The sequence below is a fragment of the Mesorhizobium sp. WSM4849 genome, assembly GCF_055811385.1.
On record NZ_JBVVPW010000006.1, the window covers coordinates 13,410 to 29,550 of the forward strand.

Consider the following 16,141-nt stretch of genomic DNA (forward strand, 5'->3'; position numbering starts at 1 on the left):
GCTGCCGCTTTAGAACCGCATTTGAGCGCAAGCAGGCGCTTTTCAACGCACCTGGCCAGTCACTGCGATAAAGCGGCGGTCCCGTCCTTCAAATCCCTGACTGAAGCGTTGCACGAGCACGGCAAGCACAGCCGGTTTGCCGTCCGGGGTGAATGCATAGGATTCCGACAGGCTGTAGGAAGTCGGACAATGCCTCGAGCCGGGCACGGCCTTGTCCTGATGCAGCAGTTTGAACGGCTTGCCATCCTGTCCCTGCAGCGTCAGGCGGAAACCGAATGCCTTGCCGGTCGCGGCGCCTTGCTGCGTCTCGTCGAAGCTTGACGAGCAATCCGTCGTGCTGTCGGCCAGGATCTGGTCGAGCTGGATGCTAGAGATGCCAAGCACGTCATAGCTCGGCGAAAGCGATTTCTGCGAAACCTGCTCGAGGCGCGCAATGTCTTGGTAAGCGACCATGTCGTCGGGAAAGGTGAACCTGTCCACAGCCGTCCGCTCGCCGCGCGGCGCGATGGCATATCGGGCGAGGATCGGCGCCGCCTGCGCGGCAGCCTGTGCCCTCGCCTGATCGAGAGTGAGCGTCGCCTCCTCGGTTTCGTCGATGATGCGGATCGGCTTACCACCGACGAATTCATCGGTGCGCGTGTCGATGATGTCGATCTCCGACCAGCCCGAATCCGAAGCGCCGGCATCGAGCGTGCCGTATTGTTCGAAGGCGAAGTAGCTACCGTCCGGCGAAAAGCCGATAATGCGCCGTGCCGCCGCATCGCCGGCCTGAGCGGCGGAAGCGACCACCAACAGCATCGCCGCCAAAACGGCAGATCCAACCTTGCACCGCAACTTCATTGCGACTTGCCCCCAATTATGACCCAGACTGCAATTATGACCCGAGACCATCGTGCCGGGTATTTGCGACCAAGGCGAGAACGCCAAACGACGAAATTGCACATGCTTGCAAAAACAGCATACGCTATTTCAAAGGCAGAAAAACATTCCTGGGGAGTAAGCCGGATGGCGTCACGCTACCACGAGGTCTATGACGGCTGGAAACGCGACCCGGAAAAATTCTGGGCGGATGCGGCCAAAGCCATCGACTGGTTCTCACCGTTCGACACGGTCTTCGATCCGAATGCCGGCGTCTATGGGCGCTGGTTTGGCGGCGCCTCCTGCAACACCTGCTTCAACGCCGTCGACCGCCATGTGGCGGGTGGCCGCGCCGATCAGACCGCGCTGATCCATGACAGCGCGATTTCAGGCACGATCAGGAAATTCACCTATGCCGAACTGAAACGCGAGGTGATCGCGCTGACCTCGGTGCTGAAGAACCGCGGCGTCCAAAAAGGCGATCGAGTCATCATCTACATGCCGATGGTGCCGGAAGCGGCCTTCGTCATGCTTGCCTGCGCCCGGATCGGCGCCGTGCATTCGGTCGTTTTCGGCGGCTTTGCCTCGCACGAGCTCGCCACGCGCATTGATGACGCCAGGCCGAAGCTGATCATTTCCGCCTCTTGCGGCCTGGAGCCCGGGCGCGTCGTTGCCTACAAGCCGCTGCTCGACACGGCGATCGAGATGTCGCGGCACAAGCCCGAGGCCTGCCTTATCCTGCAGCGCGACCAACTGCGCTGCGAGCTCAGGGAAAACCATGACATCGACTATGCCGACGCCGTCGCCCGCGAGCGGGCCGCGGGCGCCAATGTCGACTGCGTTCCGGTGCTCGCCACCGATCCGCTCTACATTATCTACACGTCCGGAACGACCGGCCAGCCCAAGGGCATCGTGCGCGACAATGGCGGCCACATGGTTGCGCTGAAATGGTCGATGGAGAACGAGTTCGGCGTCAAGCAGGGCGAGGTGTTCTGGGCGGCTTCCGACGTCGGCTGGGTGGTCGGCCATTCCTACATCGTCTACGGCCCGCTGCTGCATGGCTGCACAACCGTCCTGTTCGAGGGCAAGCCGGTCGGCACGCCCGACGCCGGCACCTACTGGCGGGTGATCGCCGAGCATGGAGTCGTCGCGCTGTTCACCGCGCCGACCGCCTTCCGCGCCATCAAGGGACAGGACCCCAAGGGCGAATTCGTTCCGAAATACGACCTGTCGAAGTTCCGCACGCTGTTCCTCGCCGGCGAGCGCGCCGATCCGGAAACCATCAAATGGGCGGAGCAGAAACTGAACGTGCCGGTGATCGACCATTGGTGGCAGACCGAGACCGGCTCGCCGATGACGATCAACCCAGCCGGATTGGGCCTGCTGCCGGTGAAATATGGCTCGCCCGGCGTGCCGATGCCCGGCTACGACATTCGCGTGCTCGACGATGCCGGGCACGAAGTCCCGCGCGGCAAGTTGGGCAATGTCGTAGTCAAGCTGCCGCTGCCGGCCGGCTGCCTGCCGACGCTGTGGAATGCCGATGACCGGTTTCGCCAAGCCTATCTCGACGAATTCCCCGGCTTCTACAAAACGGCGGATGCCGGCATGATGGACGAGGACGGTTATTTGTTCGTCATGGCCCGGACCGACGACATCATCAATGTCGCCGGCCACCGGCTGTCGACCGGCGCCATGGAGGAGGTGCTGGCCGCGCATCCCGACGTTGCCGAATGCGCCGTCATCGGCATCGCCGATGCGATGAAGGGCCAGGTTCCGCTCGGCTTCGTGGTGCTGAATGCGGGTGTCGCGCGTGACAGCGGCGCCATCGAGGCCGAGGTGGTCACCCTGGTGCGCGAGCGGATCGGCCCGGTCGCCGCCCTCAAGACGGTGGTGACGATCAAGCGCCTGCCAAAGACGCGCTCCGGCAAAATCCTGCGCGGCACCATGCAGAAGATTGCCGACAAGGAAGGATGGACGATGCCGGCGACCATCGACGACCCGGCCATTCTCGACGAGATCACTGCGGCGCTCAAAGGGCGCGGCATCGGGCTTTAGTTGCTTTCGGAGCGCGGCCGGCGGATCGCGGCGTCGGACGAATTCACGAATTCATCCTGCACTGCAATCGTCTGTTGTGCAATGCAGCAATAGCCCTTAAACTTTGCGTGGGGGGCCATTCCGAAGGCACGGCATGGCTCAGCAAAAAACCACATTCGGCGGCATCGACATCCTGCGTTTTCTCGCCGCCGTCCTCGTGATGTTCTACCACTACGGCTTCTGGGTGTGGGCGTTCCCGAAGGGCGTTTCGGCGCGCGCGACGGGCGGCATCCCGACCCATCCGGAAATAGGCGGGCTGGTCCAATTCGGATGGGTCGGTGTCCAGATATTCTTCGTCATCAGCGGCTTCGTCATCGCCTTCAGCGCCGAGCATTCGACACCGCTGCGGTTTTTCGAGGCAAGGGTGAAACGATTGGCGCCGGCCGTCTGGATCTGCGCGCCAGTCACCGTGATGGTGCTGCTTTTCGTCGATCTCAGTTGGCCGACGGACGCTGTCACCAGGCTCTTGCGCACCGCCTTGTTCGTTCCGTTCAACCCCTGGGTCGACAGCGTCTACTGGACGCTCGGCATCGAGATCGCCTTTTATGCTGTCGTCTGGATCCTGCTGCGGCTCGGCCGCTTCGATCTGATGGAAGCGGTGGCAGTTGCGCTCGGCGCGATCAGCACGCTTTTTTGGTGCCTGTATTATCCATTCGACTGGTCGGACCTTGCCGAGGCGCGCTGGCTCGACCTGCTCCTGGTGCATCACGGATGTTTTTTCGCGACAGGTGTGCTGCTCTGGCTGATGCGTTTCAAGGCAGTGACGCCCGCCCGCCTTGTTTTCTGCGCCTTGTTCCTGGCCGGCGGCGTGCTGCAGATCGTCAGTGCTGTCGACGTCCGCAGCATCAAGGTCGAAGCCGCGATGCCCTATGCGCCGCCGATCGTCCTGTTTCTCGCTGCCATGGCGCTGATGGCGTGGTCGTTACGGCTCGACCTGTCCTGGCGCGGCTGGCGTCGGATCGGGCTGATGACCTACCCTCTCTATCTGATCCATAATGTCGTCGGCGCGGCTATTCTCGGGGCCTTGATGCGCGCGGGAGTGCCATACCTGCTTTCGCTGGTCATCGTCGGCGCGACCATGATCGCCGCGAGCTGGCTGATTGCGATCGAGGCCGAACCGCGAATCCGGCTTCTGCTCGACCACACCATCTTCCGCTATCGGCTCAAGGCCGCGTAACCGCACCGGCGTGTCACGCCGGTTCCTGGCTGCAAAGTCCTGCTGTGAACGTGCGGCGCGAAAATTGGTGTCCACGCTTTGCGGCATGACGACGCGACTTCCCAAGCGGGAATTATTTTCTATCGTGGATCATCTTCTGCAGTGGTGAGTTTTTCCAACCGTGTCGACCCGGCGCGGTTCGGCGACCTCTCGGGTCAAGCGAGGAGATCGACCAGCACCAGAAGCGACATTCCTGCCGACCAAGTCAGCTTCATGCGCAAGGCTGCCGATCATGCTCTGTTCGAGGGCATTCATGCACCAGCATCAGGCTCGGTATCGGTCTCGCCGCGCAGGACGACGACGCCGTGCTCAACATTCGTTCTTGTATACCGCCTCAGGTGTTTGCCTTCGTCCGCGCTTCCGATTTTTCCAGATAGTAGCTCGAATATCTGTCGAAGAATTTTTCCGAGGCGCCGATCGATCCATACTTCGCCAGCTTCTTCAAATCGACTTTGTTCAAGACGACGCCGACGATCTTGTTGGCGATATAGGATTCCGAGCTCAGTATGGATTGCACCATCGCACGCGGCGTGCGCCCCCACTCGGTCACGAGCACGAAGCCGTCGGCAAGCGGGGCAAAGGCCTTGGCATCGACCACCGGTCCGAGCGGCGGCAGGTCGACGATGATGTATTCGAAGGTTTCCTTGGCGTTGTCGATGAAACGCCGCATTCCGGCCGACGACAGAAGCTCGCTAGTGTGCGAGAAATGACCGCGCGGGACGGCCGGGACGATCGCCAGCTTCGTCTGCCGGTCGATCTTGCCGACGGACTGCCAGGTCTGCCCACTCACCACCGCTTCCATAAGGCCTTGCTCGGCCTCCATGCCAAGGCTGCGACTGAGGCCGGGGTTGCGCAGGTCGCCGTCCACCAGCAGGGTTTTCGACCCGTTGGCGGCAAGCAATCCGGCCAGATTCGCCGCCACGGTCGACTTGCCCTCGCCGGGAAGGACCGAGACTACGCCAATGACCCGGCTGCCTTGCCCTTCCATCACGACGTCGAAGGCAATCTTGGCGCTGCGGAGCGTTTCGGAAAACATCGATGCTGGAGCGTCGATGCTCACCCGCATGCGCGCGCGCCTTTCAGCGACCGACGGTGAGTGAGCGGTTTTGAGGTCCGCCTGACCGTCATCGCGCCTGTCATCCTTGACGACCTTGCTGCCGATGATCGGCAGGTAGCCGAGGAATTTGAGGCCGACGCGATCGCGAACGTCTTCGCCGGTCCTGAAGAACCGTTCCCTGAATTCATTCAGGCCGCCAACCCCGGCTCCCATCATCATGCCAAGAACAAGCGAAAGTCCCAGCACTATGGACATGCGCGGGGTTGCCGCGGACTTCGGCAGCGTCGCGTCGGAGATGACGCGGATCTTGCCGACCGGGAAGGATTGCTGCTGGGACGCTTCCTCGTAGCGGCCAAGGAACGTCTGATAGAGCGTCGACAGCGCGGTTGCCTTCTGCTCCAATTCGCGCAGCTTGACCTTCGACTGGTTGTCGATGGAACTCTTGCCAGCCGCTAGCGCGACATTTGCGCGGAGCGCCGTCTCGCGTGCGAGAGCGACTTCGTATTCGTTGCGGTAGCTTTCGGTCAATTGCTTCAGCTCGCCGAAAATCTGCGCCGAAATGTCGGCCTTTTCCTTGGCAAGTGCGACCGCCTGGGGATGCTCAGCCCCGAAATTGGCTTCGATATCCTGCTGCCGCTTGGCGACAGTGAGATAGCGGGTCTTGAGCGTTGAAATGACCGAGTTGCTCGGCTGGTCGGCGGATATGGCGGCGTCCCTGAATGCGTTGTCCGAACCGCTTTCGACGATCGACTTGTATTGCTGGTAACGGGCGCTGGCGCGGGCGGTATCGGCCTGCGCCTCAATGAGCTGGCCATTGAGGTCCGACAGTTGCTTGTCACTGATCAACTGGCCGTCATCGACGGCCAGCCCATGTTCGGCCCTGAACTTCTCGACGGCGAGCGCCGCTGCCTGGGAACTTTCGCGAAGCTCCGTCAGCCGGCCTTGCAGCCAGACCGCCGCCCGCTCGGTCGCATCGAAGCTCGCATCGAGCTGATCCGCGAGATAGGCGTCGGCATAGGCTTTGGTGACCGCGGTCGCAAGAGCGGGGTCCGTCGCCTGGTAGGCGATGGAGATCACATAGCTTCGACCGATGCGCTCGGCTTGCACCTCGTTTTGCAGTTTGAGGATAGCGTAATCGCGGCGTGACGACGCAATCATCGCGTCACGCGTCGCCGGATCAAGCTGAGTAACGTCGGTAGTACCCACGGCGGGACTGGGACGGAAATACCGGACCACGCCGCGCACAAAATCGGCAGCTTTCGACACGGCCGACGTCGGAGGGTCCATGAAAGCGTCGTTCTGATCGAGCTTCTGCTTGTCGACGACCACCGCCGCCAGCCTCGCCGAGTGGAGAATTTCAATCTGGCTCAAAATGGCGGAGTCGGTCTGCATGCTCACCGACGCCGCCGAGACCTCATCAACGACCTTGTTCAAGCCTTCGTCGATCAGCACGCGGCTCATTGCCATATAGGTGGGAGGCGTGGTCTGCAAATAGAGCACGCCCAGAAAAAGTCCGATGGCGGCGCATGCCGCAACAACCTTTGCCTGCCTTGCTGCCATGCCGAGCAAGCGCTCGACATCGATAAAGTCTTCGGCGCTGACTGCGTCCGAACTCGGCAATGGCTTCCTCTTGTCGAGAGGAAAATTGGCATAATTCATCTTCGGTCCAATTCTAGTTTGTACCTAGAGCGGCGGTCTCTCAAGTCGAACTGTGCCGCCGCTCTATTTTTGTCGAACATCGGATTTTCCCAAAACCGGTCTCCACTTTGGTTCCGATGCTCAAGTTGCAGACGCTAGAGCAAAATCGAGAGCATCAGCATATCTACGCTGCAAGCTTCATGCCAGACACCGCGAGACCTGGGCAGCAAAACATACCGGCGTGTCTTGCGTCATCATCCATTTGCTAATGCTCCCAAATAATGGGCTTTATGCGGCTTCCACCCGGCGCTCATGCGACCGGACGAACTCCTGAAGCATCTCGAAGATCGACCCCTTCATGTCGTCACGCGCCAGCGCGAATGCGACATTGGCCTGGATGAACCCCTCCTTCGAGCCGCAGTCGAACATTCGACCGTTGAAGGGCTGGGCGAAGAAAGCCTGGCTCTGCGCAAGGCGGACCATGGCGTCGGTCAGCTGAATCTCGTTGCCGGCGCCGCGCTGCTGATTGCCGAGCAGCGCGAAGATCTCGGGCTGCAGGATGTAGCGGCCGTTGATGTAGTAGTTCGACGGCGCATTGGCCGGAGCCGGCTTTTCGACCATGGCGGTGACCTCGAAACCCGAGCCGACATCCGCGCCGCAGCCGACAATGCCATATTTGCTGGTCTCGGTCGGATCACAGCGCTCGACAGCGATAACGTTTCCACCGGTCTGCGCATAGAGGTCGGCAATTTCGGCGAGACATCCGCGCCCGCCGAAGGACACCATGTCCGGCAACAGCAACGCAAAAGGCTCATCGCCGATGACCTCCCGGGCGCACCATACCGCATGGCCGAGACCTTGCGGCGACTGCTGCCGGATGAAGCTCGTCGCGCCAGCCACGGGAAGCAGGCTTTCGAGCGCCTGAAGCTGAGCCGTCTTGCCGGTCTGCTCCAAGGTCCCGACCAGTTCGGGATGCAGATCGAAATAATCCTCAATGACCGCCTTGTTGCGGCCCGTCACGAAGACAATGTGCTCGATGCCGGCTTCGAACGCCTCGTCCACCGCGTATTGCACGACAGGCCTGTCGACGACCGGCAGCATTTCCTTCGGCATCGATTTGGTCGCCGGCAGGAATCGCGTTCCAAGCCCCGCTACCGGTATGACTGCCTTCCTGACTTTCTTCATTGCATATTCCTTCTGAGGAGATCACTTCAACCTGTCGCAGGCCGCCAAACTATTTTTCAGCTGCCTGCACCCTTCACCTCCCCCGCACCCGCGGCAAATTGCGCCGCCACCCTTCGCAGCCGAACGGCGATCGGCATGCCCATATGCCGAACCGCCGCCGGATCGCTGAGCACCGTCCACACCGCCTTGAGGGGGGATCGGGCCTTGATGTGCTGGACCAACGAAAGGAAAGACGCCGCCTTGCGCAGGCTGCGCGTGCGCCTCGCGAAAGCGGCCTCGGCGGCTGCGTCCATCGAATGGGTCCTGGCGAAAACGAGGTCGGCCTTGCGCATCGCCTCGACGTGATGAAGTTCAAGCACGCGGGAAATGGAGCCGGTCCGGATGTGGTAGACATAGCCGGTCGTCGGCTCGACCACGCATTTGCCGCCCTTGGCCAGAGCACTGGCCAGCAGGATGTAATCTTCTCCGATGATCAGGCCTTCGTCATAGCGAAGCCCGTTTTCGCTCAGGAAGCGTCGCTGGAAGATCGGTTTGAGATAGCCGAGATTGAACCTGGATTCGAAGACCACGTTGCCGGCGATATAGTCCGCCAGCGAGATTTCACCGAGCCCCTCCAGGTAGTCGGCCGGGAACATCGCCTCCTCGGCAACGCCGTCCTCGCGAACGACCTGGAGATTGTCGACCGCGATCTCGGCGCCCGCTTTCTCCGCACGGTCAATCATGGTGCAGATTCGCCCGGGATAGACCGCGTCATCGGAATCGAGGACCGCGACCCACCTGCCGCGAGCAAGCTCAAGGCCGGCATTCCTGGCGCCGCCAGGACCACGGTTTTGCTCAAGTGCGACAACGCGTACGATGTCTTCGGGGTAGGATCGCGCCAGATCGATCGTCCGGTCGCGTGACTGGTCGTCGACGACGATGATTTCGACGCTGACATCGCGCTGGGCGATGGCGCTGGCGATCGCCCGCTCGATGGTCAGCTCCGCATTGTAGGCGGCAATGACAAAGGTGACGTCAGGCTGCATGCTTGCCCCCTTCCTGCGGCGAGGGCAGGCCGTACTGGCGGATTTCACGCACACCGACGAGACCGCTCACGACACCGACATGCATGACGCCGCGAAGCACGCTGCGGTTCCTGCGCACGGGATTGATGGCGACCGGGATTGCCGATGCGAAACAAAAGACCGCCTTTGCCGAGGCAAGACCAACTTGCCTCACCAGCGCGAGCCCATTCGCGTCGCGCCCCAGAAGGTGCCCATGCGTTTGCCCGGCGCGGAACCGGCGGCGCCGGAGCCAGTCGAATGCGGCCCTGGCGCGCGGCACCACTTCGTCGACCCAGGCCTGCGGCGAAAAGGCGATGCGGCCGCCGGCCTTGACCATATGATCGAAGAATTCGGTGTCCTCGCCGCCGGTCTGGCCACGCGCCAGGCTGAACCGTCGGCCGCGGAGGCAGTCGGCGCCCATCCTGAGCAGGACGTTGCAGGTGTAGCCGGTGCGGATCTCGCCGCGCACCCAGACCGGCAGGGTCGAGTGGAAATCGCCGCGGCGCATCCAGTCGGGCGCGTCCGGCCGATAGCGCGCCCGCACCGGCCCGAGCACGGCGGCGGCGCCACTCACCTCCGCCGTCGCCACCAGTTCGGCGAGCCATCTGGACGATGCCGTTTCGTCGTCGTCGAGGAAGGCGACGAAATCCGACGTGCTGGCGTCGAGGCAGGCGTTGCGGGCGATCGAGATGTTGCGCGCCGGGCAATGATGGTAGCTGACCGGCAACTTCAACGTCTCCGCCAACGTTGCCACCAGCAGTTCTGCCGTCGGGCCGTCATCATTATCGGCCACGATGACGCGGATGTCGTATCCCGAAGGCACGTCAAGGGCGGCTATCGAGCGAAGCGTGTCAGCAAGCTCCGGCCGCCGAAAGGTGCAGACGCAGATGTCAATGCTGCGGTTTTTTTCGGCCACACCCATCACGCCACTCTACGCTGTGATCGGGGTCCAAGCAGTTGCAGCCAGAAGCCGACGGACCAGCCGAAATGCATGACCATCGCCGAAATCCCGGCAAGCGCACTGTCCGGAGTGCGCTGGCTGATCGCGGTCCACGCGCCATAGCCGAGGCAGACCGACGCCCACACCAGCAGCGGCGTGATTGCCAGCCAATGCACGAAGGAAAAAGCGGCGAGAAGGACGACTGGGAACACCAGAAGCGGTACCATCTGCCGGACCTTCGGTATCATGCGGTGCTTGAGAATGTTCTTTGCCCGGCCGCGGCCATAGCCGAGATACTGGAAATAGAGGTCGGCGAGCGACGAGCGCGGGTAATAGATCATTTGCGTCTTGCCGCTCATCCAGATCCGGTAACCGGCCTTGCGCAGCCGGTAGTCGAGTTCCGCATCCTCGTTGTGGCTGAACGTCTCGTCATAGCCGCCCACCGCCTTGAAGGCCGATATTCGCATCAGCGCATGGTGGCCGTGATCGACCCACTCTCCCACTGAAAGATGCCGGTGCTTGGAGCCGCCAGTGCCGAGCTTGGAATTCTGTGCAGCCGCCACCGCTTTCTGCACCATACCGCTGCCGCTGGTCAGCATGGAGACGACGACCGAATCCGCGCCGGTGATCCGCGCCTCCTCGACCAGCCGATCGCAATAATCCGGGGAATAGCCGCCATGCGCGTCGATGCGAATGACATATTCAGCCCCTTCGCCATAACTGGCCACGGCGAGATTGATCGCCGCACTCTGGAGGCGCTTTTCGTTGTGAAGAAGGATGATCCGCGGATCCTTCCCGACGATCTCCTCGACGATCGCCCTTGTGCCGTCCCTGCTGCCGCCATCGGCAACGATGATCCGGGCACCGAGCCTCTCGGCCGCCGGGCGAAGCTCATGAACAAGCGCGCCGATGTGAGACGCTTCGTTCAGGCACGGAATCACGATCAGGCCGGACGGAAGAATTTTGGTCTGCATCATTGGCCCATGTCCATCCAACGCCATCCTAAGCCAGTGCCTTGGCAGCATATGAATCGGGCACGGCCGTCAACCTGCGAAGCTTCTCGACGAGCGCCCGGCAATCGCTGCGGTCGTGGCTCCAGATTCGCGGATTGCGGGCAAGAACACGCGCCCGCAATTTCCCGAAACGATGCTCCTCCAGTTCGCCCAGGGCGGCTTCGAGTGCCTCGGGAGTGGCTTGAGGCAAAAGAACGCCGATCCCCTGCCGGTCGAGGAACCGGCCAGTTTCGGTGTTGCCCATCGAGATCGGCACGGCGCCGAAGCGGCAGCCCTCGTAGAGGCGGTTGGGCAGCAGCCATTCGGAATTCAGCCCCTGCTCGAAAAAATCGATGGCCCAGGAAAAATGGACCTCACGGTAGATCGTAGCCATATCCTCGGGATTCCGATAGGGCCCGCCGAACGAGAGCCAGGGCTCGGATTCAACGAAACCGTGAAAATCCGGAAATTCGGAAAGCGCCGGACGGCCTCTGAGGATGATTTCGAAGCGGCCCTCGAGCCGTCGGGAAAATTCGGCCAGAAGCTCTAGGGAGCGGCGGCATCGGAGTGCGCCGAACCAGCCGATCCGCCAAGGCGGAGGGGTGGGGGCCTCCACCGCTGTGCGATCATCCAGCGAAACCGCGGCAATCTCGAAATATTTGTTTTCGAGCAGTTCGACCGGCGCAGCAATCTGCCCGAATGGCTTGAAATAATTGGCGATGAAGGCCGGCGAACTGGTGACCAGCAGCTTTACATCCCTGGCCAGATAGCGTTCCGCGCCGCGCATGGCCCTGCCCAGAAAGTCGTCGCGAAGCATCAGACGATGGATGTCGAGACACTCATAGACGATCGGCACCGTTGCCTGGAACGCCGATCTGGCACGCCGGGCAAGCGCCAGCATTTCCAGATTGCGTGCGACGATGAGGTCGGGTCTTGGCATCGAACCTAGTTTCGAACCGATCGAGACCGCCGCCTTTGTGACTGCTGCCAGACGCTGGGCGAATCGGCCGTCGCGCGTCGCGCCAAGATCGATCGGCCGCAAGCCCTCGACATCCGCGATCGGGCTTACAGTCCGACGGAAGCCCGCCAGTGTGACCTGGGCGCCGCCTGCCTTGAGCATTATGATCCGCCGGCGCACTGCCGGATCGGAGACGTCGTGTACCAAGTACAAGACATGCAGCATGAAAACTCGACCGCTGTTGGCCCGCCCGGAAAAACCCTAGTACAGCTTTTGCTGCATCGCAACATTTTTGGTGCAGCGGGGCAGGAATCCATGTTTTTTGTTGCACTGCAAAATTAATGCCGTAGTTTGATGGTGGCATCGGCCATGGGTCGGATATTGGGACCGGCACAAAAATCAGGGATCCTGAATTTGCAAGCCAATGCATTCGATCCGCCAGAGGGCTCTCTCCGAAGATCGGTCGGACGCGGCGCTATCGTCACGGCTTTGGCGCAATCGGTGCGGGTCGCGACGCAGGTCGCCTCCGTCATCGTGCTGTCGCGCCTGCTGTCGCCGCACGACTTCGGTGTGGTGGCAATGTGTGCGCCGGTGCTTGCCTTCATCGCGCTGTTCCAGGACTTTGGCCTAACCCAGGCGACGATCCAGAAAAGCGGAATCAAGCATGAAGAGATCAATTACCTTTTCTGGATCAATGTCGCGGTCAGCGTGTTACTCGCTTGCGTGCTCGTCGGCGCGGCGCCTCTGGTCGCCGCCTTCTACGGCGAGCCGCGGGTGGCAGATCTGGTGGCCGCGCTCGGGCTGCAGATCATAGCCTATGGGCTCGGCGCCCAGCATCTGGCGCTGCTGACACGCCGCATGCAGTTCGCCCGCCTGGCCATCATCGACGTCGCAAGTGCCATCGCCGGCCTCGTCGTGTCGATCGCCTGGACTTTCATCGACCGTTCCTACTGGGCGCTTTTTGCTGGCACGCTGACAGCAGCCGTGCTGCCCACGACTTGCTTCTGGGCAAGCTCGCGATGGCGCCCCAGCCTGCCGCGCAAGGTTGGCGGCATCAGCGAGCTGATCAATTTCGGCGCCGGCATCACCGGATTCAACTTCGCCAACTTCTTTGCCCGAAATCTCGACAATGTGCTGATCGGAAAATACTGGGGCGAAGCGCAGCTTGGGCTCTATGACCGCGCCTACAAGCTGCTTCTGTTTCCGCTGAGCCAGATCACCAACCCGCTGTCGAAGGTCATGGTGCCGGCTCTTTCCAGGCTGAAGGACGAGCCGGACCGCTACCGCAGCGCCTATCTTCGCGTCATGCCGCTGATCTTGCTGGTTGCACTTCCAGGTGTCGCCTTCGCCACCGCCATGGCCGACGTGCTGATACCGTTCGTGCTCGGCGAGCAGTGGCGGCAGAGTTCCAGCATCTTCCTGGCGCTCGGTTTTGCCGGGCTGCTGCAGCCGCTCAACAACCCGGCGGGATGGCTTTTCATCAGCCAGGGCCGCTCGGGCGATTTTATGCGCTGGGGCATCATAACAGCCTTGACCTCGGTGCTGGCCTTCATCGTCGGCCTGCCCTATGGCGCGCTGGGCGTGGCGATCGCCTATGCAGTCAGCGAGTATCTCAGAACGCCTTTCCTGTGGCTCTATATCGGCAAGACCGGGCCGCTGCGGGCAAGCCATATTCTTCGCGCGGCAACGCCCTTCGTGCTTGGTGCACATCTGGCGCTTGCCGCTATCTGGTTCGCCAAGCCGCTGCTGCCGCAACAGCACATCCTCGCCATGGCAAGCGCGGTGGTGCTATCCTACATGATCACCATCGTGGTCGCCCTAGCGTTTGCTTCCGGCCGCGAGGCGTTTCGGGAGGCACTGAAGCTCCTGCCGGCACGGGCGCCCACGGCGGCACCAAGCGAGGCGAGGTAACTTGCACGGACATCCATACGAGGACCAGGCCTGATCCCATGCACTACCGATCGATCTCCGACATGAACGATGCCATTGTCAGGAACCTTCACCGGTTGCCGCGCGATATCGATCTGGTGGTCGGTGTTCCCCGAAGCGGCATTCTCGCCGCCACGCTGCTCAGCCTGACGGCGAACATCCCTATGACCGATCTGGACAGTTTCCTTGCCGGAAAGATCTATACTTCGGGGGTCACCAAACGCCGGGCCGCGCTCGACCGGCAGGCTTCCGACATGCGCAAGGTTCTGGTAATCGACGACAGCGTCAGCGGCGGCGCCGCCATGCGCGAGGCACGCAGCCGCGTAGAGGCCGCCGGCATCAAGGCGGATTTCACCTTTGCCGCGGTGTTCGGCCTGCTGCCACAGCACGAGGAAACCGACATCGTCTTGGAAGTCGTGCCGCATCCAAGGATGTTCCAGTGGAATTTCATGCACCACAAATTCCTCGCGCAATGCTGCGTCGACATCGACGGCGTGCTCTGCCTGGATCCGACCGAAGCGGAGAACGACGACGGCCCGGCCTATGAGAAATTTCTGAGCGAAGCACTGCCTCTCTTTGGACCGACCCGCAAGATCGGCTGGCTGGTCACCAGCCGGCTCGAGAGATACCGCGCGCTTACCGAAGCATGGCTCGCAAAGCACGGCATCGAATACGACAAGCTGATCATGCTTGACCTGCCGAGCAAGGCGGAACGGCAAAGGCTTGGCGTGCATGGCAGTTTCAAGGCCGATTTCTACCGCAAATCCGATGCCATCCTGTTCATCGAAAGCGAGCACCAGCAGGCGCTAAAAATCGCCAAGCTTTCCGGCAAACCGGTGCTGTGCGTGGAAACGCATGTGATAAATTATCCCGACACGTTGTCGCTTCCGGCACTTCGACAGACGGCACGCAACCTTCCGGACAGATTGCAGGAGATCAGTTCGCCCGACGGGCGCAAGACGGCGATCAAGACCGTCGCGCGCACGCTGCTTGGCGAACGCGGCTACGAGACGCTCAAGAGCCGGGTCAAACGACCGGCCTGAACCTGGTTTCGGGACTTAAAGCGCGTCACGCGACGCGCTTTAAGGTTTGTTTTATGCAGTCGTTGTCCCAAAACCGCTACGCACTTTTGGGCGACATGCATTAGGCGGCTTGCCGCGAAGGCTGTCGTGTCGCCCTCTCTAGCATCGAGAAGAAGGTCGCGAACTGACTCGCCGGATCGAGTTCCGGGCGCTCGGAGAATGCACGCGCCGCCGCGGAAAGCCGCCGATATTCCTGGCTGTCGGTCCACAGACGCCTGACCACTGCCACCCAGTCGGCGAGTGGGGCGTCGTAGTCCAGCACCACGCCACCGGAGCCGACCGCTTCGGGCAGGCCACCACGACGCGAGCCGACGACGGGAATGCCGCTGCAATGCGCTTCCGACGCCACTCGCCCCCAGGCCTCTTCCCATTTGCTGGGTGCGAGCAGGATTTTCGTGCGGCCATAGACCGTCTTCATATCGCTGGTCCGGCTCTCCAGCGTGACGTTACCGAGCGGCGCGATCGTCTGCTCGATCCGGGCCCGATGATCGTCATCGAGCTTCCAGCTTTCGACGAACAGGAACGGGATTTCGGAGCAGGCGGCGGCGATGCGCACCGCAAGCTCGAAACCTTTTTCCTCATAGGGGTTGATCAGCGTGACAAACGCACCCGTCGTCGGCGTGCTGTAGAGTGCGGGATTGATGGTCGGCGGTATAACCGTCGAATCGATATCGAATTTTGCCTTGTAGGAGCGCGCCGTGAACTCGGAATTGGCGATGTAAAGCGCCGAATGCAGCTCGCGCAGATCGCCGCCCAATTCATGAAACTCGACATTCCTCAGATACACGACCAGCGGTACGCCTTCGGCCTGCAGCGCCTTGCCGATCGGAACCGACTTGTGGCACTGGACCACGGCGACGTCCGGCCTCAGCTTTTCGACGGCAAAACCCGCCGCCTCCCAGGGAAACCAAGCCCGCACGACCGGATAGCCCGGATAGCTGTCGATGACCGCTCGCTGCCTCAGAAGCTTCATCTTGGCGCGCGCCTTGTAGCCGAAGACGCCCTGGCCGAACAGCGCGGCGAGCACCGACGCCTCATGTCCGCGCTCGAGCAGCTGCTCGGCAAGATGATGAGTGCTGGACTGGACACCGCCGCTGAACTGGGGCGTGTAACCGTTGCCGCCTGCAAAAAGCACTTTCATGGTTTCGG

Annotated in this window: 12 protein-coding genes; 4 read left to right on the forward strand and 8 right to left on the reverse strand. The window is 61.8% G+C overall.

The window, feature by feature from the left end:
- Nucleotides 1-42: 42 nt before the first annotated feature.
- A complete protein-coding gene (locus AC0L3L_RS07880) occupies nt 43-798 on the reverse strand; it encodes a DUF2259 domain-containing protein (protein ID WP_473637307.1) in 756 nt (251 codons plus the stop codon).
- A gap of 207 nt (nt 799-1,005) precedes the next feature.
- On the opposite strand from AC0L3L_RS07880, the gene AC0L3L_RS07885 reads away from it, so the two are divergent.
- Both AC0L3L_RS07885 and AC0L3L_RS07890 read left to right on the forward strand, forming a co-directional pair.
- Entirely contained in the window at nt 1,006-2,913 is a 1,908-nt protein-coding gene (locus AC0L3L_RS07885; RefSeq protein WP_473637169.1) for a propionyl-CoA synthetase, read from the forward strand.
- A 133-nt stretch (nt 2,914-3,046) separates the two neighbouring features.
- Nucleotides 3,047-4,129, forward strand: a complete 1,083-nt coding sequence (locus tag AC0L3L_RS07890; RefSeq protein WP_473637170.1) for an acyltransferase family protein — start codon at nt 3,047-3,049, stop codon at nt 4,127-4,129.
- Nucleotides 4,130-4,502: 373 nt separating this feature from the next.
- Here the strand turns inward: AC0L3L_RS07890 and AC0L3L_RS07895 are convergent, their stop codons facing one another.
- From AC0L3L_RS07895 to AC0L3L_RS07920, 6 genes are all read right to left on the reverse strand, one after another.
- On the reverse strand, nt 4,503-6,884 hold the full coding sequence (locus AC0L3L_RS07895; protein WP_473637171.1) for a polysaccharide biosynthesis tyrosine autokinase: 2,382 nt from the start codon (nt 6,882-6,884) through the stop codon (nt 4,503-4,505).
- Between the two features lie 267 nt (nt 6,885-7,151).
- Nucleotides 7,152-8,048 carry a UTP--glucose-1-phosphate uridylyltransferase gene (locus AC0L3L_RS07900; protein WP_473484181.1) on the reverse strand — a complete coding sequence of 299 codons (897 nt, stop codon included), beginning with the start codon at nt 8,046-8,048 and terminating at the stop codon, nt 7,152-7,154.
- A 56-nt stretch (nt 8,049-8,104) separates the two neighbouring features.
- A complete protein-coding gene (locus AC0L3L_RS07905) occupies nt 8,105-9,073 on the reverse strand; it encodes a glycosyltransferase family 2 protein (protein ID WP_473637172.1) in 969 nt (322 codons plus the stop codon).
- Complete coding sequence (locus tag AC0L3L_RS07910) at nt 9,063-10,013, reverse strand: glycosyltransferase family 2 protein (RefSeq protein WP_473637173.1); 951 nt, start codon at nt 10,011-10,013, stop codon at nt 9,063-9,065. Before AC0L3L_RS07910 ends, AC0L3L_RS07905 begins: the two co-directional genes overlap by 11 nt.
- Nucleotides 10,013-11,008, reverse strand: coding sequence for a glycosyltransferase family 2 protein (locus AC0L3L_RS07915; protein ID WP_473637174.1), 996 nt, complete (start codon nt 11,006-11,008; stop codon nt 10,013-10,015). The genes AC0L3L_RS07910 and AC0L3L_RS07915 overlap by 1 nt, the downstream gene beginning before the upstream one ends.
- A 25-nt stretch (nt 11,009-11,033) precedes the next feature.
- On the reverse strand, nt 11,034-12,206 hold the full coding sequence (locus AC0L3L_RS07920) for a glycosyltransferase family protein (RefSeq protein WP_473637175.1): 1,173 nt from the start codon (nt 12,204-12,206) through the stop codon (nt 11,034-11,036).
- 189 nt (nt 12,207-12,395) lie between these two features.
- Here AC0L3L_RS07920 and AC0L3L_RS07925 point away from each other — a divergent pair, with 189 nt between their 5' ends.
- Nucleotides 12,396-13,892, forward strand: coding sequence for a lipopolysaccharide biosynthesis protein (locus tag AC0L3L_RS07925; protein WP_473637176.1), 1,497 nt, complete (start codon nt 12,396-12,398; stop codon nt 13,890-13,892).
- 38 nt (nt 13,893-13,930) lie between these two features.
- Entirely contained in the window at nt 13,931-14,953 is a 1,023-nt protein-coding gene (locus AC0L3L_RS07930; RefSeq protein ID WP_309508735.1) for a phosphoribosyltransferase family protein, read from the forward strand.
- A gap of 100 nt (nt 14,954-15,053) precedes the next feature.
- Here the strand turns inward: AC0L3L_RS07930 and AC0L3L_RS07935 are convergent, their stop codons facing one another.
- Nucleotides 15,054-16,133 (reverse strand): glycosyltransferase, encoded by a 1,080-nt coding sequence (locus AC0L3L_RS07935; protein ID WP_258120737.1) that lies wholly within the window; start codon nt 16,131-16,133, stop codon nt 15,054-15,056.
- Nucleotides 16,134-16,141: the final 8 nt, after the last annotated feature.

What these genes read in the sequence shown, in the direction of transcription:
- AC0L3L_RS07880 (WP_473637307.1), bottom strand. Translation starts at nt 798, where the DNA reads ATGCTGTTGGTGGTCGCTTCCGCCGCTCAGGCCGGCGATGCGGCGGCA.
- AC0L3L_RS07885 (WP_473637169.1), top strand. Translation starts at nt 1,006, where the DNA reads ATGGCGTCACGCTACCACGAGGTCTATGACGGCTGGAAACGCGACCCG.
- AC0L3L_RS07890 (WP_473637170.1), top strand. Translation starts at nt 3,047, where the DNA reads ATGGCTCAGCAAAAAACCACATTCGGCGGCATCGACATCCTGCGTTTT.
- AC0L3L_RS07895 (WP_473637171.1), bottom strand. Translation starts at nt 6,884, where the DNA reads ATGAATTATGCCAATTTTCCTCTCGACAAGAGGAAGCCATTGCCGAGT.
- AC0L3L_RS07900 (WP_473484181.1), bottom strand. Translation starts at nt 8,048, where the DNA reads ATGAAGAAAGTCAGGAAGGCAGTCATACCGGTAGCGGGGCTTGGAACG.
- AC0L3L_RS07905 (WP_473637172.1), bottom strand. Translation starts at nt 9,073, where the DNA reads ATGCAGCCTGACGTCACCTTTGTCATTGCCGCCTACAATGCGGAGCTG.
- AC0L3L_RS07910 (WP_473637173.1), bottom strand. Translation starts at nt 10,013, where the DNA reads ATGGGTGTGGCCGAAAAAAACCGCAGCATTGACATCTGCGTCTGCACC.
- AC0L3L_RS07915 (WP_473637174.1), bottom strand. Translation starts at nt 11,008, where the DNA reads ATGATGCAGACCAAAATTCTTCCGTCCGGCCTGATCGTGATTCCGTGC.
- AC0L3L_RS07920 (WP_473637175.1), bottom strand. Translation starts at nt 12,206, where the DNA reads ATGCTGCATGTCTTGTACTTGGTACACGACGTCTCCGATCCGGCAGTG.
- AC0L3L_RS07930 (WP_309508735.1), top strand. Translation starts at nt 13,931, where the DNA reads ATGCACTACCGATCGATCTCCGACATGAACGATGCCATTGTCAGGAAC.
- AC0L3L_RS07935 (WP_258120737.1), bottom strand. Translation starts at nt 16,133, where the DNA reads ATGAAAGTGCTTTTTGCAGGCGGCAACGGTTACACGCCCCAGTTCAGC.